Annotated in this window: 15 protein-coding genes; 4 read left to right on the plus strand and 11 right to left on the minus strand. The window is 58.4% G+C overall.

The features are described 5' to 3' along the window. Positions 1-6: 6 nt before the first annotated feature. The 7 genes from PQR63_RS13035 to PQR63_RS13065 form a co-directional block, all read right to left on the minus strand. Positions 7-189, minus strand: coding sequence for a hypothetical protein (locus PQR63_RS13035; protein ID WP_408168313.1), 183 nt, complete (start codon positions 187-189; stop codon positions 7-9). Between the two features lie 113 nt (positions 190-302). Continuing rightward, complete coding sequence (locus PQR63_RS13040) at positions 303-2,567, minus strand: CHASE2 domain-containing protein (RefSeq protein WP_408168340.1); 2,265 nt, start codon at positions 2,565-2,567, stop codon at positions 303-305. Between the two features lie 228 nt (positions 2,568-2,795). After that, positions 2,796-4,046 (minus strand): Hsp70 family protein, encoded by a 1,251-nt coding sequence (locus tag PQR63_RS13045; RefSeq protein ID WP_408168314.1) that lies wholly within the window; start codon positions 4,044-4,046, stop codon positions 2,796-2,798. Positions 4,047-4,189: 143 nt separating this feature from the next. Continuing rightward, complete coding sequence (locus tag PQR63_RS13050; RefSeq protein WP_408168315.1) at positions 4,190-5,542, minus strand: sensor histidine kinase; 1,353 nt, start codon at positions 5,540-5,542, stop codon at positions 4,190-4,192. Beyond that, on the minus strand, positions 5,539-6,237 hold the full coding sequence (locus PQR63_RS13055; RefSeq protein WP_408168317.1) for a response regulator transcription factor: 699 nt from the start codon (positions 6,235-6,237) through the stop codon (positions 5,539-5,541). Before PQR63_RS13055 ends, PQR63_RS13050 begins: the two co-directional genes overlap by 4 nt. 14 nt (positions 6,238-6,251) lie before the next feature. After that, positions 6,252-7,061, minus strand: a complete 810-nt coding sequence (locus PQR63_RS13060) for a MipA/OmpV family protein (protein ID WP_408168319.1) — start codon at positions 7,059-7,061, stop codon at positions 6,252-6,254. Between the two features lie 124 nt (positions 7,062-7,185). Then, the gene (locus PQR63_RS13065; RefSeq protein WP_408168321.1) at positions 7,186-8,223 is read right to left on the minus strand and encodes an SDR family oxidoreductase; all 1,038 of its coding nucleotides are present in this window, start codon (positions 8,221-8,223) and stop codon (positions 7,186-7,188) included. Between the two features lie 130 nt (positions 8,224-8,353). Here PQR63_RS13065 and PQR63_RS13070 point away from each other — a divergent pair, with 130 nt between their 5' ends. Continuing rightward, positions 8,354-8,794, plus strand: a complete 441-nt coding sequence (locus tag PQR63_RS13070) for a MerR family transcriptional regulator (RefSeq protein ID WP_408168322.1) — start codon at positions 8,354-8,356, stop codon at positions 8,792-8,794. A gap of 28 nt (positions 8,795-8,822) precedes the next feature. Here the strand turns inward: PQR63_RS13070 and PQR63_RS13075 are convergent, their stop codons facing one another. After that, positions 8,823-9,728: a LysR family transcriptional regulator gene (locus PQR63_RS13075; protein ID WP_408168323.1), complete on the minus strand. Its 906-nt coding sequence runs from the start codon at positions 9,726-9,728 to the stop codon at positions 8,823-8,825. A gap of 130 nt (positions 9,729-9,858) precedes the next feature. On the opposite strand from PQR63_RS13075, the gene PQR63_RS13080 reads away from it, so the two are divergent. After that, positions 9,859-10,614 (plus strand): SDR family oxidoreductase, encoded by a 756-nt coding sequence (locus PQR63_RS13080; RefSeq protein WP_408168324.1) that lies wholly within the window; start codon positions 9,859-9,861, stop codon positions 10,612-10,614. A 24-nt stretch (positions 10,615-10,638) separates the two neighbouring features. On the opposite strand, the gene PQR63_RS13085 is transcribed toward PQR63_RS13080, so the two are convergent. Then, on the minus strand, positions 10,639-11,358 hold the full coding sequence (locus PQR63_RS13085; RefSeq protein ID WP_408168325.1) for a CDP-diacylglycerol diphosphatase: 720 nt from the start codon (positions 11,356-11,358) through the stop codon (positions 10,639-10,641). Positions 11,359-11,601: 243 nt separating this feature from the next. On the opposite strand from PQR63_RS13085, the gene PQR63_RS13090 reads away from it, so the two are divergent. Together PQR63_RS13090 and PQR63_RS13095 are read left to right on the plus strand one after the other, a co-directional pair. Beyond that, the gene (locus tag PQR63_RS13090) at positions 11,602-12,444 is read left to right on the plus strand and encodes an aldo/keto reductase (protein ID WP_408168326.1); all 843 of its coding nucleotides are present in this window, start codon (positions 11,602-11,604) and stop codon (positions 12,442-12,444) included. 117 nt (positions 12,445-12,561) lie between these two features. After that, positions 12,562-13,293 carry a 2OG-Fe(II) oxygenase gene (locus PQR63_RS13095; RefSeq protein WP_408168327.1) on the plus strand — a complete coding sequence of 244 codons (732 nt, stop codon included), beginning with the start codon at positions 12,562-12,564 and terminating at the stop codon, positions 13,291-13,293. 121 nt (positions 13,294-13,414) lie between these two features. Here the strand turns inward: PQR63_RS13095 and PQR63_RS13100 are convergent, their stop codons facing one another. Together PQR63_RS13100 and PQR63_RS13105 are read right to left on the minus strand one after the other, a co-directional pair. Then, positions 13,415-15,535, minus strand: coding sequence for a xanthine dehydrogenase family protein molybdopterin-binding subunit (locus tag PQR63_RS13100; protein ID WP_408168328.1), 2,121 nt, complete (start codon positions 15,533-15,535; stop codon positions 13,415-13,417). A gap of 10 nt (positions 15,536-15,545) precedes the next feature. After that, a complete protein-coding gene (locus PQR63_RS13105; RefSeq protein ID WP_408168329.1) occupies positions 15,546-16,010 on the minus strand; it encodes a (2Fe-2S)-binding protein in 465 nt (154 codons plus the stop codon). Positions 16,011-16,506: the final 496 nt, after the last annotated feature.

Raw genomic sequence — 16,506 nt, forward strand, 5'->3', positions numbered from 1 at the left:
AGTTTGTTATACGACGGCAATGATCATCACCGCAGGCGCTGCATCGATTTCGCGGACTTCTTGTTCTTCTTGATGCGAATAACCACGTTGCAGACTATGTTTGACGACCACCGCCGTACTCGCGCCACCCACCCCGAACAGCGCGACATACTTGCGAGTATAGATAGAGAGGCTATTGCCTGTCGACAAAAATCCGCAATATCGGGTATGGGTTTTCGCATAACTGACAACGGCCTGTCATTATCATTTCCTTCTGGAAATAAAATGATGAAAGTCTTGCCAGTCATGCACTGCAGGCGTTGTTATTTTGTGTCGAACGTCGTCACGCCATCCCAGTCCGCCGGTAAAGGATGCTCACGGAAGTAGGCAATACGTTGCAGGTAGAGATCGTACAAACCGTGTGGATTCTCTTGCTGCAGGGCAAAGATAATTTGCTCAGCCTGATCCCATTGTTGCTGACGTACAAAGGCGAGCGCGGCCGTCCATTTGTCGAGTTGCTCGCGCTGTGTCGATGTCAACTCCGACGCTAATCCTAGCGGTTCAAAAATCGGCACCGGTTCGTTCTTGCCCTTGACGCGGACGCTGTCGAGTTCGCGATAAGCAAACTCCGGCGCGGCGTCGCGCGTGGCCACGCCGACCAGCACGCCGACGCCATAGACTTTGGTGATCGACTCCAGGCGCGACGACAGATTGACGGCGTCGCCCATCACTGTGTATGCCTTGCGGATCTTCGAGCCCATGTCGCCCACGCGCATATTGCCGGTGTTCAGGCCGATGCCGATCTTCAGCGGCGGCCAGTTGCGCTTGGCGAATTCTGTATTGAGCACGATGCAGCTTTGCTGCATCTTCAGTGCCGTCGTCACGGCGCGCGCGGCGTGGTCAGGCAACTCGATCGGCGCACCCCAGAACGCCATGACGGCGTCGCCGATGTACTTGTCGAGCGTGCCGCGATTGCCGCGGATGTCTTCCGACATGGCAGTCAGATAGGCGTTGATGTATTCGCGCAATTCGTTAGGCTGCAAGCCTTCCGAAATCGTGGTGAAGCCGCGCACGTCGGAGAACATCACGGTCAGCTCGCGGCTCTCGCCTTCCATGTTGTAGCTGGCAGGGTTAGCGGCCATTTCGGCGACCAGCTCCGGGGCGACGTATTCGCCGAACAGATTGACGATGGCGCGGCGGTTGCGGTATTCGAACAGATAACCCCAGCCCAGATTGCAGATGAACAGCGCGGCGATCAGTATCAATGCGGTTGCCATCGGCAACACGAGGCCACCGCTGTCATACAGCCAGAAGTTGAATGCGCCGATGCCGAACGCCGTGCCCGCCGCCAATACGATGGCCCACAACGGGCCGAGCAAGGGCAACAGCAAACCCAGCAGCAGACCGATCACGGCGATCTGCACGACGTTGAAGCCGACAGAGAATTCCGGCTGTTGCTTGAAGTCGCCATCAAGAATGGAGGCGATGATGTTGGCGTGAATTTCCACGCCCGGATAGTTCGGACTTACCGGCGTGGCCCGCAAGTCATACAGACCCGGCACGGTGGTACCGACCAGCAGGATGCGGCCGGCCAGATCGTTTTTGGGAATGCGTCCTTTGAGGATGTCCACCGCCGGCACATAGCGGAATGCGCCGCCGTGGATGCCGCCGCGACCGCGATACGTCACCAGCGTGGTCAGGTGACGCTCGACCGGAATGAACATCGGACGTGGTTTGGTATCAAGCGCAATCGATTCCAGCGCGCCGTAATCGCGCAACTGTTTTTCCGACATCACGGCATCCTGCTGCAGGAAGATCGGCTTCATGCGCGTGGCGCCGAGTGCCGAACGCGCGCTCGCCAATGCCAGTGACTCGTAGAAGTTGTCGCCGACCTGCGCGATCAATGGCACGCGACGGATCAGGCCATCGCTGTCGAGCAGCGGATTGAAGAAGCCGCCGGCTTCGGCCGCTTGCTGCAATTGCGGCAGATTGGCGCCGTAGGCTTTCCATTTTGTGACGTCGAGACGACGGCCGCCCAGTGCGGCTGTTGTGAAGACCGGCTTGGGCAACTCGCCCTTGGCGATGGCGTCAGGCTCGTTGGAGAGGTTATAACCCATCACCACCGGACGGCCGTTAATGGCCGCCGCCATGCGTGCGTCAAAATCGAGCTTGGGCTTGAGCGCCTGCAGTTGCTGGCTGAATTGCGGCAACGATTTCAGTTCGCTGTGGGCAAGGCTTTCGAGGGTGGCGTAACCGGAGCTGTTATCGGGCTCAGCGAACAAAACGTCGAAGGCGACGGTCTGCGCTTCGTAGCTGTCGGTCATCTTGCTGATCAGGGCGGCGACGACGTCGCGGCTCCATGGCCAGCGGCCGATTTCACCGATGCTCTTTTCGTCGATGTCGACAATGATGATCCGGGGGTCGGTTTCTACCTTGGCAATGCGCATGCGCATGTCGTAGAAGAACAAGTCGATGCGGTCGGTCAGCAAGCCGGGCAAATAGCCCATCACCTGCGCACCCGCCGCCAGCGTCAATACCAGCGCCAGCAACCAGCGCGCTCCGTGTTTTGCGAAGAGACGACGCACCACAGCTTTCCCCTGAGATTTATTTGTTGCGATGATGCCAGCAGTCATGGCGAATCACAACGTGATTCGCAGAGATGCACGTCGCTACAACAGTCGTCTCACGCTCCGTCGTCCTGACGAAAGTCAGGATCCAGTGACGTTGAGCGTGTCGGGGGAAGCTTGAAAGGATGACCGACGCTGGATCCCAGCGTTCGCTGGGACTACGGCGTGTTTTTTATGGGGCAGTGAGACTTAAGAAAATTTCCGTACGGCATCTAAGGCTAGACCAGACCCGATACTGCCAAACAGGTCACCCTCAACTTGCCGCGCATTCGGCACCAGGGCAGCAATGCGATGACGCAACAGATGCACGCCGCTGGAGCCGCCAGTGAAGAACACCGAATCGATGGCGTCGGCTTTCACGCCGGCGTCGCTCAGCAACTTGCCGACGGTTTGCTCCACCGATTCCACCAGATGATCGATGCTGGCGTCGAAATCGGCGCGCTGCAATTGCAGCGCTTCCGGCGGACGCAAGCGATCCAGTTCCAGTGTCACCGACTCCCCTGCGGACAAGCCGATCTTTGCCGCTTCCACTTGCAGCGCCAGCCAGTGACCGGCGCGTTGTTCGACCAGATCGAGCAGACGCGCGAACTTCTCGCGTTCGCTGACTTCGCGATAGACGTCCTGCAATTGCTGCCAAGCCTTGCGCGTGTAGATCAGGTTGATGGTGTGCCAGGTCGCCAGATTGAAGTAGTAGCTGGAAGGCACTTCGCTATTGCTGGTGAGCTTGCTGCCCAGGCCGAGCAGCGGCATGACGCTGGCCAGGCTGAGGTATTTGTCGAAGTCGGTGCCGCCGATGTGCACGCCGCCGTTGGCGAGAATGTCGTCGCGGCGCTCGGCCTTCTTCGCGCGCTCGGGCGACAGGCGCACCAGCGAAAAGTCGGAGGTACCACCGCCGATGTCGGCGATGAGCACCAGCTCTTCGCGATCAATAGTGGATTCGTAATCGAAGGCGGCAGCGATCGGTTCGTACTGGAAGTCGATGTGCTTGAAGCCTACGGCGCGCGCGATCTCTTCGAGCGTGTCTTGCGCCAGTTGATCGGCGTCGGCGTTGTCGTCGACGAAATGCACCGGGCGTCCAAGCACGACGCTGTCGAAGCGACGGCCGGCGGAGCGTTCGCCACGTTGTTTGAGTTCACCGATGAATTGCGTCAGCAAGGCGCGAAACGGCAGGGCGCGGCCGCCCACTTCAGTCTGGCCGTCGATCATGCCGGAACCGAGCAGGCTCTTCAACGAACGCATCAGGCGGCCTTCGTAGCCGGACAGATAGGTCGACAGCGCAGCACGGCCGTAACTGAATTCATTTTCATCGGCGTTGAAGAAGACTACCGAAGGCAAGGTCATCTTGCCGTCTTCCAGCGCCAGCAAGGAGGGTTGTCCCTGCCTGCTCCATCCCATCGTGGAATTGGACGTTCCGAAATCCACGCCGCAAGCGTCTGACATGCTTATCCCTGCCGTATTTTTGCAAAGGCGGGATGATATAGAAAAGCACGGCGCGTGTCTGTAGTAAAGCAGATACCTTGGCCGCATCTTTCCGCATTACGGGAAAATTGTCTAAATAACAAATAAAACTACTCGCCTGCCGCTTAATTCGGAGCGAATGAGACCCTGAAGCTGGCGCCGGGCGCTGAATTTTCTGCCCGGAGACTCCAGCCATGGGTGCGTGCAATTTCTTCGCAGATCGACAAACCCAGACCTGCGCCTTCGTCACGCCGATGTGCGCCCCGCCAGAAACGTTTGAACAACATCGGCATGGCGTCGGCTGCAATACCGTCGCCGTGATCTCTTACCGTGATGCCTTGCCGGTTGATATCGATGTCGACGGCACTGCCGGGTGGCGCATGATGGATGGCGTTCTCGATCAGGTTGCGCAGCAGGACGAACAGCGCGCCGCGATCGGCGGCGACCATGACCGGCTCGTCGTTGGCGATGTCGACGACATGGACGTCACGCCGTTGGGCCAGACGTTCTAGTTGCGCTGTTGCTTCGGCCGCGATGTCTTTGACGTCGATGTCTTCCATCGCATAATTCTGACGCTCGCTGGCCTCCGCCAGATGCAGCAATTGATGCACCTGGCGCGCCATGTGATCCAGATCGCGCAGCAAGGCGCTGCGATCTTGTCCTTCACCGTTGACGCCTTCAAGTTCGATCTGGCCGCGAATCAAGGCCAATGGAGTCTTCAGCTCATGCGCTGCAGTGGCAAGAAATTCGCGCTGTACGCGATAGCCGTCGTCGAGTCGTTGCAGCGCCAGATTGAACGCATTGAACAGCGGCGCCAGCTCGGTCGGCACACCTTGCAGCGAGAGACGCGCTGAGAGATTATCAATCTGAATTTTTTCCGCCGCAGCCGATGCCTTGCGCAGAGGTTTCAACGCGCGGTGCAGCGTCCACACCACCACAAGACTGAACATCAGCATGGCGATGATGGCAGCGGCGATGGCAAGCTTTTGCGTCTTTTCGCTATCGCTGCCGAGCATCACACGGTGCATGCGTTCGCTACGCATCAGTTGCACGTAGAACGCGCGGCCTTCATGGGTAAATGGCAAGGTCAGCACTTGCTGTCCTTCGCCATTGTTGACGATGCGGAAGCGACTGCGTGCGGGGTCGAAACTTGCACCCCGGGGCACATACGCCGTCACGCCATGATCCGATGACAGTAGTGCCGCCCCCTGCTGATCGATGACACGATAAGCCGCATCCTGCTGAAGCACGGAATAAATCGCCGTCATCTTTTGATTCAGGCGAACGCTGTCGGGCACGCCGGCATCGCTGAAATGCACGCCAGCCAGGACACGCTCGGCATTGCGCTTAAGATCGTGACTGATCAGCATGTCCGGCCCCAGACGCAACAGCAAAGCCAGCGCCAGCACGATGATGCCGCTGATGCAGGTGAGCGCGATCGCGGTGGTGGTGAGCAAGCGAAACGATAGACTTTTCATGATGAAACCTGCGCTTGTTTGTCGGCTTCGAGCAAGGCGTAACCGTGGCCTCGTAGGTTGGCGATCTGCAGCGTGGAATCGATGGCGGCGAGTTTGCGGCGCAGACGATGCAGCGCGACGTCGAGGGCATTGGGGGTGACCGGTTCGGACAAGCCCCATGCGCCGGCTTCCAGTGCAGAGCGCCGTACCGTCTTGCCGGCGGCGCGCACCAGCACCAGCATTAATTGCATCTCGGCGGCGGCCAGCGATACGGAGTCGTCACCGTGACGCATGCAACCGACATCGGGTTCGATGCGCAGGCCGGCGAACTCGGGAGAGAGACTTTGCAACTGCGACGGCCGCCGCATGAGCGCACGTACGCGTGCGACCATTTCTTCCATGGAAAAAGGCTTGGGTAAATAATCGTCGGCCCCCGCCTCCAACCCCGAGACGCGATCATGCAACGCGTCGCGTGCGGTCAGCATGAGACACGGGGTCAGCACGCCGCGCGCACGCAACTGCCGTACCAGATCGAGGCCGTCACCATCGGGCAGGCTGCGATCCAGCACCAAGACCGGGTAGGCCATCTGCGCGCAGCCATCGGCGGCGTGCGCGATGGTGGCGTAGACGTCGGTCTCGATGCCGGAGGCGGCCAGGGCTTTCACGATCAACGCTGCCATACGTTCATGATCTTCCAACAGCGCGATGCGATTCATTACAACCCCAGAGTCTAGAATTTGTAGATATAGCCCAGTCGTAATCCCGGTGCTGTCGAACGGTCCACCAGCGGGCTGTCGGTAATACCGCTGCCGTAATGGGTCACGCTCAGATCAAGGAACATTGATTGCGCCGCAGTCAGGCTGTAGTCGGTGCGTAATCCTACACTGGCATTGGTGGTTGACTTGCCGGTATACGCTGCGCGCGTCGAGCGGACTTCCGTCGACTTTACGCCATAGTAATAGTTGACGTAGTCATTGTTCATCCAGGCCACGCCCAGATGCGGCGTCAGCTTGACGCTCCCGACGGTGAATCCGCGCTCGACGCCCAGCTTGACGGTCTGTCCATTGCTGTTGCCGGCGGCCTTGAGCCACTCCAGCGTGAACTTGGCAAACGGTGCGCGCCATGCTGCCGAACCGCCCAGCCAGAAGCCGTCCTTGCGCTCATCCATGCCATTGAGGATGGTGGCGTCGCCGGATTTGTAGCCTTCATTGGAATATTTGGCGCGCAAGGTAAAGTCGAACTGGCTGACGCTGCCCACCTTGAAATCCGCCGTCGTACCGGCAACGCGGAAGTACTTGCCGTTGTACAACAGTATCGGCAATACACCGGTCTTGTTGCCGTAATCGCGATATGGACTGCGCTGAACGCCGACACCCAGGCCGAGTCCCCAAGTCGTTGCGTCGGATTTGGCATCTGCCTGGCTATCCGCATTGGCATTGGCGTCGATATTGCCGATGACATCTTGCGCATGCGCCAGGGACGCGCAACTGGCTGCGACGCCAAGGACGAGGATGTTGAAGAAGGACTGGTAGTGCCGCATGAAAACTCCCGGGTTCGGATGCATCGTGTTGGAAAGGAATAGTGCGGGACGATGATCCGACAGGGAGTCTTACTGCTCACTTACCGCGCACTTACCGCTTACTTATCGTTCTCTTTGCGTTCTTTTACCTTTTGAGCAGCCCCAGCACCATCAGACTCTGCGCGCTTGCCACGATGGCTTCTTCATTGGAACGCGGTGCCCAACCTAATACGCGACGCGCCTTGTCGTTGCTGACCTGCCGCACCTTGCCCAGCTCCGGCACCACCAGCGCTACCGAGCGGTCCAGCAGCGCAAACACACGCAGCAACCAGTCCGGCAGCAGACGCGTCGGTACGCGCGCTGCGGCCTCTCCCAGACGGGTTTTCAGTATCTGTGCGACCTCTTGCAAGGGAATACTCTTGCCAGCCACGGCAAGAAAGCGCTCACCCTTTGCCGCCGGATCGGTCATCGCCAGCAGATGCAGCTGTGCCACGTCGCGTACGTCAACGATACTGAAGGTGATGCGTGGAAGGCCAGGCATCGCGCCGTCCATCAGGCGCTTGATGATTTCGATCGACGTGGAAACATCGGCGCCCAATGCCGGTCCGAATACGCCAACCGGATTGACCACCGACAGCTCCAGTGCGCCGCCTTCGCGCGCGATGAAATCCCAGGCGGCACGTTCGGCGAGGGTCTTGGATTTGTAATAGGCGGCCACCTCCGGCGCATCCGGATTGGTCCAGCTCTCTTCGGTAAAGGGCTGCGACGTGACCGGCACGCCATAGCCGACGGCGGCAAAAGACGAGGTCAGCACCATACGCTTGACGCCTGCGTCGCGTGCCGCACGGAGCACGCGCAACGAGCCTTCGCGCGCCGGCTTGATCAGATCATCTTCATGCTTGGGCACGCTGGCGGGAAACGGCGAGGCGACGTGCAGCACGAAATCGCATCCCGCTACAGCCTCCGCCCAGCCGGCATCCTTGAGCAAATCGGCAACGACAAAACTCAATTGGACGTCGGATTGCACGCCGTCTGCTTTCAGCATCGCCCGCACTTCGGCCTCGCGGGACAATGATCGCAAGGTGGTGCGCACGCGGTATCCCGCCTCCAGTAATTGCACGATGCAGTGCGCGCCGATAAATCCCGAGCCGCCCGTGACCAATACCAATTCACCATTTGCCATGATTTTCCTTTCAGTGTTCAGTGTTCCATGTTCGGCGTCGCGGAATTTCGCTGGACGCCGGATCACGAGGATACTAAGCTTGAAGTCAGGTTGAAGGTCAAGCAGGTAATACACGTCAGAAAACGATCCCATGAAAATCAGTGAACTCGCAGAACAAACCGGGCTGACGACATCGGCCATCCGCTTCTATGAACGCGGCGGCCTGCTGCCGTCACCGGAACGCGGCAGCAACGGCTATCGCAGTTATTCCGAGATCGACGTGCAGCGCGTGTACGTGATCCGCATCGCGCAGAGCCTGGGTTTTACGCTGGACAGCATCCGCATCTTTTTCGATGAAACGCCCGCCGGCCCAGCCGATGGAACCTTGCAGAGCGTCGACCAGCGGCTGCAAGAAATGGACAAGATGATTGCAGCCTTGCAGACCCAGCGCCGCGATCTGCTCATGTTGCGCGAAACGCTGATCGAAAGCTGGGAAACCGGTGGCTGCCTCGACCCATCGGCGATGGCCAGGCGCATGCAGACGCAGTTGCATACGCCCGGTGCACGCCCGACCAAGAAGCCGGCGCGCTGACTGCTTCCCGCTCCCTGATTCAATCAAATCAGCTAGAGCTCCACTTCGCAAACTCTTCTGCCGCCCAGTCCACGAACACGCGCAGCTTGGCGCTGAGGTGGCGATTGGGTGGATAGACGATGTAGAGCGGATGCTTGTCGCGATGCCAGTCTTCCAATAACGGGGTAAGCATCTTTTGCTGAATATACGGTCGCGCCATGAAGCCGAAAGTCTGGCCGATGCCAAGACCTGACAGCAACGCCGTCATGTGCGCGGTGCTCTCGTTGACAGCCACTGCCGTGGCAACCTGGACTTCCAACGTTTCGCCTTCGCGGGCAAACATCAAAGGAAACGGGCGACCGGTCAGTGACGAGAAGTAACCGACGATGTCATGACTCTGCTCAAGATCCGACGGATCTCTGGGTTTGCCGCGTGCCTTGAGATAGCCGGGTGTAGCGCAGGTAACGTAGTCGAGTTCGGCAATGCGGCGTGCTACCAGTGTCGAATCCTGTAAGGCGCCGCCACGGATGACGCAATCGACCGCATCTCCCACCATGTCCACCGAACGATCGCTGACGCCCAGATCGAGCTGGATGTCGGGATAGCGTTTGCGAAAATCCGGCAACGCCGGAATCAGAATGAGGCTGGCGAGCGACGAACCGATGTCGATGCGCAATCGCCCTTTCGGTTGCGCCCGCGCACGGCCGGCGGCAGCGTCCATGTCTTCCAACTCGCCGATCAGGCGCAACGCGCGCTGGTAATAGGCCGCGCCTTCAGGCGTGACGGTCACGCGGCGTGTTGTCCGTTGCAGCAGCTTGGTGCCGAGATGGCTTTCCAGCTCCTGAATCAGTTTGGTGACGGTTGGCTTGGGAATGTCGAGCGAATCGGAAGCCTTGGTGAACGTGCCGGCTTCGGCGATGCGCACGAAGACGCGTAGGGCGAGTAGTTGATCCATGTGTCCTTTCTTCAGCTTGCCACGCCATTATTCACATACAGAAATTATTATTTAATAAATAGCATATTTATTCATAAATTGAATAGTTATATCGTTCTCCTACACCTTAACCACTCCTTAGGAGAACGAAATGAGCAAGAAACTGGATAACAAAATCGCCCTCGTTACCGGCGGCACCAGCGGCATCGGCCTGGCAACTGCCAAGGCTTACGCAGAGCAAGGCGCGAAGGTGTTTATCACCGGTCGCCGTCAGGCAGAACTGGACGCTGCAGTCAAAGCGATCGGCGACGATGCCGTCGGCGTACAAGCCGATTCCACCAAGCTGGCGGATCTGGATCGCGTGTTCGACATCATCCGCACCAAGGCCGGCCGTCTGGATGTGCTGTTTGCCAACGCCGGTGGCGGCAACATGCTGCCGCTGGGTCAGATCACGGAAGAACATTTCGATGAGACCTTTGACCGCAATGTAAAGGCCGTCGTCTTCACCGTGCAAAAAGCCTTGCCGCTGCTGTCGCGTGGTGCCTCGGTGATCCTCAGCGGATCGACCACGACCACGATGGGCACCGCCGCCTTCAGTATCTATAGCGCAACCAAGGCCGCGGTACGCAATCTGGCGCGCAGCTGGACACTGGATTTGAAAGAAGCAGGCGTGCGTGTGAATGTCATCAGCCCAGGACCGATCCGCACTGCGGGCCTGGTCGAACTGGCCGGTAACGATCCGGCACAGCAACAAGGTTTGCTGGACTATCTGGCCAGCCGGGTGCCGATGGGCCGCGTCGGTGAACCGGAAGAGATCGCCAAGGCGCTGGTGTTCCTCGCGTCGGACGACAGCAGCTATATGAACGGTGCAGAGATGTTTGTGGATGGCGGCATGGCGCAGGTGTAAAGACCGCCCGACACGACCTTGAACTTACTTTGCAATGGCGCAGCCGTGGTCTAGCAAGACCTCGGCGCTGCCATGCTCGCCCTTGTCGAAGTTGACCGGCATGTTGATCAGATAAAAACCCTCATCACCATTCTCAAAACGCCCTCCGGTCAGCAACAACGATTGCGCGCCCATCGCCGTCGCAGCATGCGCAGTGCGCGCAGCAGCCAGCTTGAACGGATCCTGCGTTTGCAATGCGTCGCCGCTTAGTCGCATGACGGAATAGACATGGCCGTCAAGCATCAGCGGCATCCACTTGCCGAGAGGATCACGCCGATGCACCGACAATAGCTGCGGCAAATCGGCGCGCATGCAGTCGATGTGGATATGCAGCTGCAACTGGCTGCGTGCTGAAGCAGAGTTGATCTCAAGCCCGACCTGGCTCGATTCCAATGGCCGGCCGAGCGCATCGCCGACGCGGTGGCGTTGCTCCCAAGCATAGCGCCAGTAGTTCGGCGCATCGGCTTGCAGCAGCTCGCGGCTTTCGATACCGGACAGACGCGTGGTCGGGATGAGCAGATATTGCGCCGCGCCGACAATGTCCTTGAGGATGATGAAACCGCGTTCGCGATCGACCATGGCGCATGGTTTGGGATCGCCGTTTTTCTCGCTGTTGGGCACGCATTGCTGGCTGACGATCTGCCACAGCGCGTCGGGATTCGCAGCTTGCGTCGGCGTGCTGAAGCTGATGCCGATACTGAACACGACAACGAATGTCGAGAATGAGAGAAGGCGAGACAGAAGACGAGATGGGTACATGATTTGATAGGACGTGATGGTCGGAATAGGCCAGCCTGCTTCATCTTAATGCAAGAATGTGTCGGTCCGGTTACAGCTTGTTAGCGCAAGGATGGCGACCAACGGTGATCGCTGAAAATTCGTCATCGGCAAATGAACGCAAGCTGCGCTACATTGTAGGTTCCAGCTATTTTGCGTGACGGAGCCTGCATGAACGCCATTCCTACCATTACACTCAGCAACGGTGACCGCGTACCCGCGCTTGGCCAGGGCACCTGGAACATGGGTGAGTCAGCCGCCCGGGCTGCCGATGAGGTGCGCGCCTTGCAGCACGGCATCGAGCTCGGCATGACGCTGATCGATACCGCCGAAATGTACGGCGACGGTGGCGCGGAAAAAGTTGTCGGCAGAGCCATTACCGGTCGCCGTGATCAAGTGTATCTGGTCAGCAAGGTGCTGCCTTTCAATGCCTCGCGTCAAGGCACGATCAAAGCCTGCGAAGCCAGCCTGAAACGCCTGGCGGTTGATCGCATCGATCTCTACCTGCTGCACTGGCGCGGCACGCCGCCGTTTGCTGCCACCATTGAAGCCATGGAGACACTGATCGATCAGGGCAAGATCGGCGCCTGGGGCGTCAGCAATCTGGACAACGAGGACATGGCTGAATTGCTGGAACAAGACAATGGTCATCACGTGCAGGTCAATCAGGTGCTGTACAACCTTTCCCGGCGCGGCGTTGAGTTCGATCTGCAGCCATATTGCACCGAGCAGAACGTCGCCCTCATGGCCTACTCACCCATCGAACAAGGGCGCATCCTCAAGGATGCGACGCTGGCCGCCATCGCCAAACGCCATGGCGCCACGCCGGCACAGGTCGCTCTGGCGTGGACGCTGCGCCGCCCCGGGGTGATTTCGATACCCAAGGCGTCGACCTTGCAACATGTGCAAGATAATCGTGCGTGCCTGGACGTGGTGTTGGACGCCGCTGATTTTGCCGAGCTGGACAAGGCATTTCCACCGCCGAAAAAAAGTCGCCCGCTAGAGATGCTGTAACCGTATTCCAAGGACGATCATCAGGTCTCCGATCTCGCTGAATTCAAAAGCAAGCGGCGGAGTGTTGTCCCAGCGTCTTCTTCCTACACTGTCCGCTGACATGTAAAGGATGAATCGATGAATACCGCTGCGGAACGTTCCAAGACCATCGCACAGCGCGCGCATGCGCTGCATTGGCAAGAAATCGGCGCAGAGCTCAATCACTATGGCTGCGTCCGCTTGCCGGCCTTACTGACTCCACAAGAATGCGATGCGCTGATTGCGCGCTATGCCCGCGACGAAATCTATCGTAGCCGCGTGGTGATGGAACGTCATGGCTTCGGGCAGGGCGAATACAAGTATTTCAACTATCCCTTGCTGGAAATCATCGGCGAGTTGCGCAATGCCTTTTACCCGCATCTGGCGCCGCTCGCCAATCGCTGGAACGAGGCGATGGGTACCGAGGTGCGTTATCCATCCGCGCACGAACAGTTCATCGCGCGCTGCCACGCAGCAGGCCAGTTAAGACCGACGCCGCTGATCCTTAAATATCAGGCGGGAGACTATAACTGCCTGCATCAGGATTTGTACGGCGAACATGTCTTTCCAATTCAGATGGCGATTCTGCTGTCGGATCCCGGACGCGATTTCAGCGGTGGTGAATTCGTCATGACGGAACAACGTCCACGCATGCAATCACGCGCCGAGGTGGTACCGCTGCGCAAGGGCGACGCAATCGTATTCGCCGTCAACGAGCGGCCGATGCAAGGTATGCGTGGTTTTTATCGGGTGAAGATGCGGCACGGCGTCAGCCGTTTGCGCTCCGGAAGTCGCTATACGGCGGGCATAATTTTTCATGACGCGCTGTGAGTAATCGGCATCTGCACGTAGCGGGCTTGATGGCTGAATCAAAAACGAAAACGGCACTCTCGCATTAAACGAGAGTGCCGTCATGTTGACTGTAGTCAGATGGTGTGGCGATGCGCTACGGTCACGCAGACTTGATGTTGTCCGGCGACAGCGGGATTTTGCGTACACGTTTTCCGGTGGCGGCGAACAAGGCATTCGCAACGACCGGGCCGACCAAAGCCGTTGCCGGCTCGCCGATGCCGCCTGGCTTCTCGGTACTCTTGACCAAAGTCACGTCAACGCGCGGCATCTGCGACATGCGGATGACCGGATAGTCGTGGAAGTTGGTCTGCTGCACGCGGCCTTTGTCGAGCGTGATTTCCGCGCCGAGTGTGGAGGACAGGCCAAAAGCAATGCTCGACTCAAGCTGCGCTTGCACGGTGTCTGGATTGACCATTTGCCCGAGGTCGGCGACGACCCAGATTTTATGCACGGTGATTTCGTTATCCTTCACCGAAATCTCCGCGACTTGCGCCATGTAGGTATCGTAGCCTTCCATCAAGGCGATGCCGCGGCTACGCCCTGCCGGTAACGGCTTGCCCCAACCGGCCTTGGTCGCAGCAGTCTTGAGTACGTTGGCGTAACGCGGCTGCTTGTCGAGCAAGGCCAGACGGTATTGATAAGGATCCTTGCCGGCGGCGGCGGCCATTTCGTCAATGAAGCTTTCGTTGGCAAAAGCATTGAGCGCGTGACTGACCGAACGCCAGTAGCCGACACGCAGGCCGCTGTCGTGTTCGATCAGTTCCTGCGTCATGTTGGGAATGTCATAGCCCACTACCGACGCTTCGGCCATGAACGGATCCAGTGTGCCCTTCGGCAGTCCGAAGGCGCGCTGCGTCACCGATTGCGAAGTCAGCTGAAACGTCAACGCCACCGGCTTGCCGGATGCATCCAGCCCACCCGCCATGCGATGGAAGGCCATCGGACGATAGAAGTCATGCGTGGTGTCGTCTTCGCGGCTCCAGAGAAGCTTGACGGGCTTGCCGACGGCTTTGGAAATCTCTGCCGCCTGCACGGCGAAGTCATATTCCAGACGCCGGCCGAAGCCACCGCCGAGAAAGGTGGTTTTGACGGTGACGTCTTCCGGCTTCAGTCCCAGCGCAGCGGCGACATTGCCTTGCGTGCCTTGCTGGAATTGTGCCGGGCCGACGACCAGGCATTTTCCGTCCTTGTAGTCGGCGGTGAAGTTTTGCGGTTCCATGGTGGCATGCGCCAGCAGCGGCGACCAATATTCTGCCTGCATGGTCTTGGCTGCGGTTTTCATCGCAGCGTCAGCATCACCGGTTTTCTTGATCGGTGTCGGTGCGTCTTTGGCATTGCGGATACCTTCCATCATGGAAGCATTGTCGATCATTGCGACCGGGCCTTCGTCCCAGGTGATCGTCAGCGCTTCACGCGCTTTCTTGGCATGCCAATAACTGTCGGCCACGACGGCAACGCCGTCACGAATTTGCACGACGTCAATCACACCCGACATCGCCTTCGCTTTGCTGGCATCGAAGCTGGTGACCTTGCCTCCGATAACGGGGCATTGCTCAAGCGATGCGTACACCATGCCCGGCAATTTGACGTCTATGCCGTAGACGGCCTTGCCGTTGACTTTGGTTGGTGTGTCGAGGCGCTTGGTGGGCTTGCCGATAATCTTGAAATCCTTGGGATCCTTCAGAACGACATCTTTTGGAACAGGCAACTTCGAAGCCGCATCCGCCAGTTCGCCGTAAGTCGCCTTGCGTCCAGCTGGCCCGATTACCTTGCCGTCGCTGACGTGCAGTTTGTCGGCGCTGATCTGCCATTTCTCTGCCGCCGCACTGATGAGCATGGTGCGGACCTGCGCCCCGGCGATACGCAGTTTTTCCCAGCCCTCTCGTACCGACGTGGAGCCGCCCGTGAGCTGGCCTCCGAGTAAGGTATTGGTATAGACCTCGCCGACCGGCGCGATCTCGACTTTGACCTTGCGAATGTCGACACTGAGCTCTTCTGCAATCAGCATCGGCAGCGAGGTGTAGACGCCCTGCCCCATTTCCGAGCGGGCTGAAATCAGCGTGATGGTATTGTCGTCGGCGATATGCACCCACGCATTGGGCGTATGCAATGTGCCGGCCGCTTGTGCCTCGATTATTGCACCAGGCAGACTGACACCCAGCGTCAGGCCGCCACCGACTACTGCCGTGACCTTGAGAAAATCCCGTCGTGTAGTTGTCATGATTTTCTCCTCAGGCCTTACGCATTTCCGCAGCGGCGCTCTTGATAGCGGCACGAATGCGGTTATAGGTGCCGCAGCGGCAGATGTTGCCGCTCATGGCATTTTCGATGTCCGCGTCACTAGGATTTTTGTTCGTGCGCAGCAAGGCTGCGGCGCTCATCAGTTGTCCTGACTGGCAATAGCCGCATTGAGGCACATCGTGCGCGATCCATGCTTTTTGCAGCGGGTGGGAATTGTCTTTGGAGAGGGATTCAACCGTAGCGACTTTTTTGCCTGCCGCTGCAGACACCGGTGTCTGGCAAGAGCGTATCGGTGCGCCGTCGAGTTGTACCGTACAGGCGCCACACAAAGCCACACCACAACCGAACTTGGTGCCGGTGAGACCGATTTCATCGCGGATCACCCACAACAACGGGGTGTCCGGTTCCGCCTTCACTGTGACTTGCTTACCGTTGAGGTTAAAGCTCGTTGTCATCTTTTTGCTCCTCCGACGTCCTGTTGGGTAGAACATCGGGGAAGACGTCAATCCGTCCGGATGTCCTTGCCTGGCGCGATCGAGAGTTCTGCGGAGAATCTGGCGGTGGCAGGTTTGCTGGGAGTTTTATCCCAGTCCCGTCTCGATTGCGTTTGCAGATAATAGGCTTATCTGGAAGTTTTTGCAGGGAGATTTTCCGCTATTCCCGAGTGAATACGGCGCTGGTAGCGGGTTTCGAGATGGTGAGGATGAGCACTCTTCCTCGGCAGGCGCTTTTCTTTCGTTTATTTTTTTTAGTTACGGAAAGATTTTTGCAGCTTTTTTCGGTGATTTGAGTGGCAGTTTTTGTCTTTGGAATGTTGCTATGTATAGACATGAAAGCAGCGGTGAATTGGAGACTTTCAGAGTTGGGCCTACGGTATTGTGGAGTTGTGAGGAGTATTGCGAGCGCTGGAGGGTAAGCGCGGAGATTGTTCGTGGAGTTGCGGACAGGATT

It is taken from the genome of Herbaspirillum rhizosphaerae (assembly GCF_046025915.1).
Taxonomy (GTDB): domain Bacteria; phylum Pseudomonadota; class Gammaproteobacteria; order Burkholderiales; family Burkholderiaceae_D; genus Herbaspirillum; species Herbaspirillum rhizosphaerae_A.

What these genes read in the sequence shown, in the direction of transcription:
- PQR63_RS13045 (WP_408168314.1), bottom strand. Translation starts at nt 4,046, where the DNA reads ATGTCAGACGCTTGCGGCGTGGATTTCGGAACGTCCAATTCCACGATG.
- PQR63_RS13050 (WP_408168315.1), bottom strand. Translation starts at nt 5,542, where the DNA reads ATGAAAAGTCTATCGTTTCGCTTGCTCACCACCACCGCGATCGCGCTC.
- PQR63_RS13055 (WP_408168317.1), bottom strand. Translation starts at nt 6,237, where the DNA reads ATGAATCGCATCGCGCTGTTGGAAGATCATGAACGTATGGCAGCGTTG.
- PQR63_RS13060 (WP_408168319.1), bottom strand. Translation starts at nt 7,061, where the DNA reads ATGCGGCACTACCAGTCCTTCTTCAACATCCTCGTCCTTGGCGTCGCA.
- PQR63_RS13065 (WP_408168321.1), bottom strand. Translation starts at nt 8,223, where the DNA reads ATGGCAAATGGTGAATTGGTATTGGTCACGGGCGGCTCGGGATTTATC.
- PQR63_RS13070 (WP_408168322.1), top strand. Translation starts at nt 8,354, where the DNA reads ATGAAAATCAGTGAACTCGCAGAACAAACCGGGCTGACGACATCGGCC.
- PQR63_RS13075 (WP_408168323.1), bottom strand. Translation starts at nt 9,728, where the DNA reads ATGGATCAACTACTCGCCCTACGCGTCTTCGTGCGCATCGCCGAAGCC.
- PQR63_RS13080 (WP_408168324.1), top strand. Translation starts at nt 9,859, where the DNA reads ATGAGCAAGAAACTGGATAACAAAATCGCCCTCGTTACCGGCGGCACC.
- PQR63_RS13090 (WP_408168326.1), top strand. Translation starts at nt 11,602, where the DNA reads ATGAACGCCATTCCTACCATTACACTCAGCAACGGTGACCGCGTACCC.
- PQR63_RS13095 (WP_408168327.1), top strand. Translation starts at nt 12,562, where the DNA reads ATGAATACCGCTGCGGAACGTTCCAAGACCATCGCACAGCGCGCGCAT.
- PQR63_RS13100 (WP_408168328.1), bottom strand. Translation starts at nt 15,535, where the DNA reads ATGACAACTACACGACGGGATTTTCTCAAGGTCACGGCAGTAGTCGGT.
- PQR63_RS13105 (WP_408168329.1), bottom strand. Translation starts at nt 16,010, where the DNA reads ATGACAACGAGCTTTAACCTCAACGGTAAGCAAGTCACAGTGAAGGCG.